Below are 5,543 nucleotides of genomic sequence, written 5' to 3' on the forward strand. Positions count from 1 at the left end.
GGCGGCGAACCGAGATTATAGGTATCGCTCAGCCAGGCGCCGATAATGTCCTGGCTGGGGTAAGCGGGGGTCGGCGCCTGCGTCGGCGCAGCGAGCACGGCCGCGGCCTGCACGGCCGGCTGTAGCCCGATATCGGCGGGCGCAGCGGCCGGAACCGGCGCGGCCGAAGCAACGACCACCTGCGGCTGCGCAATACCATTCTGCGCCGCCGCGAGTTCTGCAAGGCGGAAGCCGGGCAGGGGCATGGGCATCACGAAAACTGGCTGCGTCGGCTGGGCCACGGCAACCTGCACGTTGGAATTGCCCTGGCGCCCCGGCTGCGGAACCATTGCGGTCTGCAGGTAATCGCCACGGCGACCCTTGGGCAGGTAGTTGGCCACGAGCTGGCGCACTTTCTCGTCGCGCGCACCGGCCGAGTTGAAGCCGAAGGCGACGATCACGATGTGGCGGTTATCCTTGCGGGCAGCGGTAAGCAGGTTCGAACCGGCGGCATTGATATAGCCGGTCTTGATGCCATCGACGGCGCCCATATAGCCAAGCACGCGGTTGTGGTTGCCATAGGTCTTGCCGTTGTAGCTGAACGACTTGGTCTGGAAGAATTCGTAATACTGCGGAAAGTGCTGGTAGATCGCGATGCCGAGGATCGCCTGGTCGCGCACCGTTGTTAGCTGGCCACCATCGGGCAGGCCCGAAGCATTGCGATAGGTGGTGTTGCGCATGCCCATGGCGCGGGCCGTGGCCGTCATGCGCTCGGCAAACTTGCTTTCCGTACCCGAAATATGTTCGGCGATCACGCGAGCCATGTCATTGGCCGACAGCGTCACCAGCGACTTGATTGCATCTTCCACCGAAATGGTCGAACCAGCGCGCAGCCCAAGCTTGGTTGGCACGGCCGAAGCCGCATGCTTGGAAACCGTCATCTTGGTGGAAAGGCTGAGATTGCCCGCGCTCAATTCCTGGAAGAGCACATAGAGCGTCATCACCTTGGCGACCGAAGCCGGATACCGCTTGGAATCGCCGGCTTCTTCGTAGAGGACTTCGCCAGACTTCGCGTCGACCACGATGCCGGCATATTTCCTGAGATTCTCGATGGCGTGCGCCGGGGCCGCAAGATGCAGGGAAAGGCCCAGCACGAGGGCAATCGCAGCGATGGCGCGGACGAAGGAAGCGCGCCAAGGGGTCATGGCCTGGAAGGTCAACCCGGAACTCCAACTTTACTCATCGGGCCAAACTGCCCGTACGCAACTGAAAACTGGCCCGCAGATCGAGGCCCCCGCCCGATCCATGCCATTGATGCAGAATAGGCCCACCCCGTTACCATTCCGTAAAATGCCATCGATTTCTGTCTCAGAGTCGCAATCCGGTCACGCCGCCCCTTCTCCGGGGGCGATGCGGCAAGCTCTTGTCCAAGCTCGGATATCGGCGCTCAACTTTTCGGGATCATGTGCCCCTTAACACGGGCCCCTTTTTGCCTACATAATGGGTCCGAAGAGCTGCTTCGGTTCCTCCCAGAAATGCCGCTAAGAATATGACACGATCCACCACCCATTCTCCGTCTGCCCGTCCAGCCAAAGGCTTCGAGAGGCCCCTCGGAAAGCTTGTGGCCGGGCCGAAGGATGATGATGGCGGCCGCAAGGGAGACGGCGGAAACAGTTTTGAGACCGGGACCGTCACCAAGACGCGTCCCAAAACCAAACGGCCGAACCTTTACCGGGTTCTGCTGCTCAACGACGACTACACGCCGATGGAATTCGTCGTTCTGGTCTTACAGGACGTCTTCAACAAATCACGCGAAGACGCCATGCAGATCATGCTGCACGTTCACCAGAAGGGGGTCGGTGAGTGCGGCGTATATCCATACGAGGTTGCCGAAACCAAGGTGACCCGCGTCATGGATACGGCACGCAAGAACCAGCATCCGCTGCAATGCGTGATGGAAAAGCAATAGGAACATCATATGCCCTCATTCTCTCGCGGACTCGAAAAGGCTCTGCATCAGGCGATGAACCTGGCGCGCGAGCGGAACCATGAGTTCGCAACGCTTGAGCACCTCTTGCTGGCCCTGACCGACGACCGCGAAACGATCGCCGTGCTCAATGGCTGCGATGTCGATATCGACGCGCTCAAGAGCGATCTTGAAGACTTCATCAATGAGGAACTGGACAGCCTTGTCGTCCAGAACGGTCAGGATGCGCGCCCGACAGCCGCATTCCAGCGCGTCATCCAGCGCGCCGTCATCCACGTCCAATCATCCGGCCGCGAGGAAGTGACCGGCGCCAACGTGCTCGTCGCGATCTTCGCCGAGCGCGAGAGCCATGCCGCCTATTTCCTCGAACAGCAGGACATGAGCCGGCTCGACGCCGTCAACTTCATCTCCCATGGCATCACCAAGTCCGGCCCCGCCGAAGACCGCAAGGTCCGCGGCACCGAAGAAGGTGAAGGCAATGGCGAAGGCGGCGCTGCCGAAGGCAAGAAGACGTCGGCTTTGGCCGATTTCTGCGTCAACCTCAACGAGAAGGCCCGTCAGGGCAAGATCGATCCCCTGATCGGTCGCGACAGCGAACTGCGCCGCACCATCCAGGTGCTCTGCCGCCGTTCCAAGAACAACCCGCTCTATGTGGGTGACGCTGGCGTCGGCAAGACCGCCATCGCCGAAGGCCTTGCCCGCAAGATCATCGAGGGCGACGTGCCCGAAGTGCTCAAGGAAGCGGTCATCTATGCCCTCGACATGGGTTCGCTCCTCGCCGGCACCCGCTATCGCGGTGACTTCGAAGAACGTCTGAAGTCCGTCATGAAGGAACTCGAGAAGATGCCGAATGCCGAGATCCACACCATGATCGGCGCTGGTGCCACCTCGGGCGGCGCGCTCGACGCCTCGAATCTCCTGAAGCCTGCTCTGGCATCAGGCGCGATCCGTTGCATCGGCTCGACCACCTATAAGGAATATCGCCAGTTCTTCGAAAAGGACCGTGCCCTCGTCCGTCGCTTCCAGAAGATCGACGTTAACGAGCCGACCGTTCCGGATGCGATCGAGATCGTGAAGGGCCTGCGCCCTTACTTCGAGGAATTCCACAAGATCAAGTACACGGATGATGCCCTCAAGGCCGCCGTGGAACTGAGCGCGCGCTACATCAACGATCGCAAGCTGCCCGACAAGGCCATCGACGTGATCGACGAGACCGGCGCCAGCCAGATGCTCCTGCCGGAAGACCAGCGCAAGAAGATCATCGACGTCGAAGACATCGAAGCCACCATCGCGACCATCGCCCGCATCCCGCCCAAGTCGGTCTCCAAGTCCGACGCCGAACTGCTCTCGGGTCTCGAACAGAGCCTCAAGACCGTCGTCTTCGGTCAGGATCAGGCGATCACCGCGCTCTCCTCGGCCATCAAGCTCGCCCGTGCGGGCCTGCGCGAACCGGAAAAGCCGATCGGCTCCTACCTCTTCACCGGCCCGACCGGTGTGGGTAAGACCGAAGTGGCGAAGCAACTCGCCGACACCCTCGGCGTCGAACTGCTCCGCTTCGACATGTCCGAATATATGGAACGCCACACGGTTTCGCGCCTCATCGGTGCGCCTCCGGGCTATGTCGGCTTCGACCAGGGCGGCCTTCTCACCGACGGCGTCGACCAGCACCCGCATTGCGTCGTGCTTCTCGACGAAATCGAAAAGGCCCATCCGGACCTCTACAACATCCTGTTGCAGGTCATGGACCACGGCAAGCTCACGGACCACAACGGCAAGTCGGTCGACTTCCGCAACGTGATCCTGATCATGACGTCCAACGTGGGGGCATCCGAACTCGCCCGCTCGCCCATCGGCTTCGGCCGCAAGCGCGAGCAGGGGGACGATGAAGAGGCGATCAACCGCACCTTCACGCCCGAGTTCCGCAACCGCCTCGATGCCATCATCTCCTTCGCGCCGCTGCCGCGCGAAGTGGTGCGCCGCGTGGTCGAAAAGTTCGTGCTGCAGCTCGAAGGCCAGTTGGCCGAGCGCGGCGTCACGATCAACCTGACCCCGGAAGCTGCCGATTGGTTGGCCGAACACGGCTATGACGAACGCATGGGCGCGCGCCCCCCTTGCCCCGGATCAAACTCCGGCTGCATGATCAGCGCATCCGCCGCCGCCAGCGACGACGTGTGCCCGCTATCCGTCTCACTGATCGGTAACAACCCGGTCACACCGTCCCGAACGACAACCCGTGCCCGCATAAAATGTCGCCGCGCCGTATTGGCCGGCGTCGGCCCCAATAGCGGCAGCCGCAGCGCCTCCACATCCGGCAGCCCCAACCAGTGCCGCAGCGCCGGTTTGATGAAGATTTCCGCCGTCACCATGGCCGAAACCGGATTGCCCGGCAGCCCGAACACCAGCGTCTTGCCCCGCGTCCCAAACATCAGCGGCTTTCCCGGCCGCATATTGATACGCCAGAAATCGAGCGTTACCCCATGCTCGACCAGCGCCGCCTGCACCAGATCATGCTCGCCAACGCTCGCCCCGCCCGTCGTCACCACGACATCGGGCTCGTGCGCAAAAATCCGCTCCATCACCGCATCGAGATCCCCGCGCTCATCCCGCGCAATCCCGAAATCCGTCACCGTCTCGGCAAAAGCTGCCAGCGACGCCGCCAGCCCAAAACTGTTGGAAGCCACGATCTGATCCGGCCCCAGCACTGTGCCCGGCATCACCAGCTCATCGCCCGTCGCCAGCAGCGCAATCCTCGGCCGCCGCGCGACCGTCACAGTCCCCGCGTTGGCCGCCGCCACCACCGCCACCTGAAACGCCCCCAGCCGCGTCCCGCGCTCAAGGATCGTCCGCCCCACGGCAAAATCATAACCCCGCGGCCTGACACTATGTCCCAGCCGGGCAGGGGCCGTGAACCGAACGAGATCCCCGTTCCGCTCCGCCTCTTCCTGCATGATGACGGTATCGGCGCCGTCCGGCACCGGCGCCCCGGTAAAAATCCGCACCGCCTCGCCTGCGCCGACAGAACCGGCAAACCCAGCCCCAGCCTGCGACATGCCGATCACCTTGAGCCAAACGCCCTCCGCCACATCCGCCGCCCGCATGGCATAGCCATCCATGGCACTGGCATCAAATGGCGGCTGGTCATGGCTCGCGACCACCGGCGCCGCCAACACCCGCCCCGCCGCTTCGGCCAGCGCAACACTCTCGCCAACCACATCCGGCACCCGCGCCAGAATGCGATTCAACGCTTCATCAACCGGCAGCAGTGTCATGATTCTCTTCGATAATCGCCCGATTTGCCGCCGGATTTTTCCACGAGGCGAATGTCTGAAATCACCATGGCCCGGTCGAGCGCCTTGGCCATGTCGTAAAGCGTCAACGCCGCGGTCGTTGCTGCCGTCAACGCCTCCATCTCGACGCCGGTCTGCCCGGTTGTCTCCGCAACAGTCCGAATGAGAATTGTCGTCTCATTCTCGCCCTCGATTTCGACGCTCACCTTGGTCAGCGGAATCGGATGGCAAAGCGGAATAATGTCGGACGTCTTCTTGGCGCCCATGATCCCGGCGACGCGCGCCACAGC

At 62.5% G+C, this 5,543-nt stretch carries 4 protein-coding genes and 1 pseudogene; 2 read left to right on the forward strand and 3 right to left on the reverse strand.

Annotated features, from left to right (window positions below):
• Positions 1-1,199, reverse strand: a 1,199-nt coding sequence (locus JP75_RS22465; protein WP_160194761.1) for a D-alanyl-D-alanine carboxypeptidase family protein, incomplete at its 3' end; no start/stop codon positions are given.
• Positions 1,200-1,528: 329 nt separating this feature from the next.
• On the opposite strand from JP75_RS22465, the gene clpS reads away from it, so the two are divergent.
• Together clpS and clpA are read left to right on the forward strand one after the other, a co-directional pair.
• Positions 1,529-1,948: an ATP-dependent Clp protease adapter ClpS gene (gene clpS / locus JP75_RS22470; RefSeq protein WP_035087113.1), complete on the forward strand. Its 420-nt coding sequence runs from the start codon at positions 1,529-1,531 to the stop codon at positions 1,946-1,948.
• Positions 1,949-1,957: 9 nt separating this feature from the next.
• A pseudogene (clpA, locus tag JP75_RS22475) lies at positions 1,958-4,075 on the forward strand (ATP-dependent Clp protease ATP-binding subunit ClpA); the annotation flags it as partial.
• Here the strand turns inward: clpA and JP75_RS26060 are convergent.
• Both JP75_RS26060 and JP75_RS22485 read right to left on the reverse strand, forming a co-directional pair.
• Positions 4,048-5,235 (reverse strand): molybdopterin molybdotransferase MoeA, encoded by a 1,188-nt coding sequence (locus tag JP75_RS26060; protein WP_084587880.1) that lies wholly within the window; start codon positions 5,233-5,235, stop codon positions 4,048-4,050. The pseudogene clpA and the gene JP75_RS26060 overlap by 28 nt on opposite strands.
• Positions 5,232-5,543 (reverse strand): cyclic pyranopterin monophosphate synthase MoaC (locus tag JP75_RS22485; protein WP_035087117.1); only part of this gene is annotated, 312 nt, incomplete at its 5' end. The genes JP75_RS26060 and JP75_RS22485, both read right to left, overlap by 4 nt.

Origin of the sequence: Devosia riboflavina (assembly GCF_000743575.1) — a bacterium.
In the GTDB taxonomy this organism is placed as follows: domain Bacteria; phylum Pseudomonadota; class Alphaproteobacteria; order Rhizobiales; family Devosiaceae; genus Devosia; species Devosia riboflavina.

What these genes read in the sequence shown, in the direction of transcription:
- clpS (WP_035087113.1), top strand. Translation starts at nt 1,529, where the DNA reads ATGACACGATCCACCACCCATTCTCCGTCTGCCCGTCCAGCCAAAGGC.
- JP75_RS26060 (WP_084587880.1), bottom strand. Translation starts at nt 5,235, where the DNA reads ATGACACTGCTGCCGGTTGATGAAGCGTTGAATCGCATTCTGGCGCGG.